Origin of the sequence: Trueperella sp. (assembly GCF_043424875.1) — a bacterium.
GTDB lineage: Bacteria > Actinomycetota > Actinomycetes > Actinomycetales > Actinomycetaceae > Trueperella.
Genome location: NZ_JBHWPL010000097.1, coordinates 1 through 2,853, shown reverse-complemented (window position 1 = coordinate 2,853; position 2,853 = coordinate 1). Strand labels below are relative to the sequence as shown.

Here is a 2,853-nt window from a genome sequence, read left to right as displayed (position 1 = left end):
TCAACTCGCATGGAACGACGGGCCGCAGGCCCGCAAGCCGCGTGAAGCAACAATTATCCCCGCCGACCCGTGGGCGCCATCTACCTGGTGGCGACCTTGGCTCCTCGTTGCCGGCGTCATGCTCGGCCTCGCATGCTCCGTGAAATGGTCCGGCGCATACGCGCTCGCGGTGTTCGGCCTACTTGTCTTCGCTTGGGGAGCCGCGGTCCGGAAGGCTGTAGGTGTCCGGCTCTGGTTCGGCGCCGGCGTCTTCCGCGAAGGTGTACCCGCGTTCTTCCAACTTGTACCTACGGCGATCCTGACCTACGTCGTCGCCTTCATGCCGTGGTTCCTTCACCCCGTCGGATGGGATCGCCAATGGGCCCCCGACCAGCAAGCCCGCAATGCCGAACTGCCACCCGCCGACCAGATCCCCATGCCGATCGACGGAGCCCCCGACCTGGTGAACTCCTTCATCCACTGGCACCAAGCATCTATGGAGTTCCACACCGGGCTCTCTGAGCCACACTCGTACCAGTCGCAGGCATGGCAGTGGCTCCCCCAATTGCGGCCCGTGAGCTTCTTTTGGGACGGCAACGACGAGCTCCCGGCGGGCTCCTGCCCCTCCGACGACTGCGTCGCGGCCATTACTTCACTTGGCAATCCGTTCATCTGGTGGCTTGCCCTCCTCGCCCTGATCATTGTGGTGATTGCCGCGATCAAGCGTCGCGACTGGCGCGCGTGGGCGATCATCGCCGGCTACCTTGCGATGTGGGCACCGTGGCTCATGTACACGGACCGCACAATCTTCCAGTTTTACGCGATCGCCTTCCTGCCATACGTGGTGCTCGCCCTCGTGTACGGGTTGGCGTGGCTCACCGATATGCTCGGCCCACGCCCGCCCGAGCCGCGAACACATCGAGTGCAGATTGACGACGACGGTGCCGCCTGCGCAACGTCACTCGCCGAGGACGACCTAGTGGTGCTCGGTTCAAGCAAAGATGGGACGCCGGCAGCCTTGGCCGCGAACGGCGTGCATGCGACGAGATCGAGCATCATGCTCGATCACGCCGACATCAAGGTGCCCAACAGGGCCTCGAAGGTCCTCCTCGGCTTCGTCGTGGCGACGATTTTGGCGGCGTCGCTGTTCTGGTATCCGATATGGACAGCGATCCCGGTGCCGCGCTGGTTCTGGCAGCTACACATGTGGCTGCCGACGTGGATCTAAGGTTCGCGGGGCTGGGCGAGCGTCGCGCGGCGGGGCCGCGGGGCGGGGCTAGCGCTCCGACGCGATTAGCTCCGCCAGAGCCTCGCGGCGCTTTACCTGCTCGATCGGATCCGGAACCGGAAGCGACGCAATGAGCTTCTTGGTGTAGGGGTGCTGCGGATCTCCAAGTACGTCCGATCCGCGCCCCATCTCCACGAGCTCACCCCGATAGAGCACGCCCACGCGGTGTGCCACCATGTCCACCACCGCAAGGTCGTGGGTAATGAACAGGCACGCGAAACCGAGTTCCGCCTGCAGGTCCTTAAACAGTTCGAGAACCGTGGCCTGCACCGATACGTCGAGGGCCGACGTCGGCTCGTCTGCGATCACCAGCTTCGGCTCGAGTGCGAGCGCACGGGCGAAGGAAACGCGCTGGCGCTGACCACCCGAAAGCTCGTGCGGGAAGCGCGTGGCGTACGAGCCCGGCAGCCGAACCGCTTCGAGCAACTCGTTCACACGGCGTCGTCGATCAGAATCGGACATGTCGCGGCGGTGAATCTCCATCGGCTCGGCAATCGCGTTACCGATCGTGAGCTGAGGATCGAACGAGGTGGCCGGATCTTGGAAGACGAAGCCAATATCCTTGCGCAGGGGCCGGAACTTGCGCTCCTTGAACCCGCGCATCTCATGGCCAAGCACCTTGAGCGATCCGCCCGTCACCTTCTCGAGGCCCGCCATGGCGCGCCCGATAGTGGTCTTTCCCGAACCGGACTCGCCCACGAGCCCAAAGACCTCACCAGCGTGGATCGCTAGATCGACCCCACGCACCGCCCGGAATGGCGGAGAACCCAGCCGCCCCGGATAGGTGACTTCCATTGCCGAGGCCTCGACCACGGTATCGCCGGAATCGAGCACTTCGAAGTTCTCATCTGAAAAGTCTTTCGACGCCGACTCCCGGCCTAGGTGAGGCACCGATGCGAGCAAGGTCTTCGTGTAGTCCTGGACGGGCCGGTAGAAAATCTCCTTCGCCGGCGCGCGCTCAATGATCTCCCCGAGGTACATCACCGCAACCGAATCGGCGATGTCCGCCACCACGCCCATGTTGTGCGTGATCAGCAGGATCGACGTGTTGTACTCATCCCGGATGGAACGCAGAAGATTGAGAATCTCCGCCTGGACGGTGACGTCGAGAGCGGTGGTGGGCTCGTCGGCAATGATGAGATCCGCTCCCATCGCGAGCGCCATCGCGATCATGATGCGCTGCTTTTGACCGCCCGAAAACTCGTGTGGGTAGTACTCGATGCGGTTTTCTGCATCGGGAATACCCACGGTCTTCAAGGCGCGCACGGCCTGAGCCTTGATCTCCTTCTTCGAGAGCTTGGGGTTGTGAGCACGTAGACCTTCGCCGATCTGCCACCAAATGGGGTAAACCGGGTTGAGCGACGACGACGGCTCCTGAAACACCATCGAAGCCTTTTCACCGCGCAGGTTGCGCAGCTTATCGCCTCGAAGCCCGATGACTTCGACGCCGTCGAGCAGAATCGTTCCCGAAGCGGTGGCGTTATCCGCCAAGAGGCCAAGAACCGCCCGCGATGTCACGGATTTACCCGATCCCGATTCGCCGACGAGAGCGAGGATCTCGCCCTCGTCGAGATAAAGGGAACAAA

General features: G+C 63.0%; 2 protein-coding genes. One reads left to right on the top strand and one right to left on the bottom strand.

The genetic code is table 11. The features are described from left to right. Nucleotides 1-1,207: dolichyl-phosphate-mannose--protein mannosyltransferase (locus ACHFFR_RS08315; RefSeq protein WP_394263804.1), on the top strand; the 1,207-nt coding region annotated here is incomplete at its 5' end. Between the two features lie 48 nt (nt 1,208-1,255). Here the strand turns inward: ACHFFR_RS08315 and ACHFFR_RS08310 are convergent. After that, on the bottom strand, nt 1,256-2,853 hold a 1,598-nt coding region (locus ACHFFR_RS08310), incomplete at its 5' end, for a dipeptide ABC transporter ATP-binding protein (RefSeq protein ID WP_394263803.1).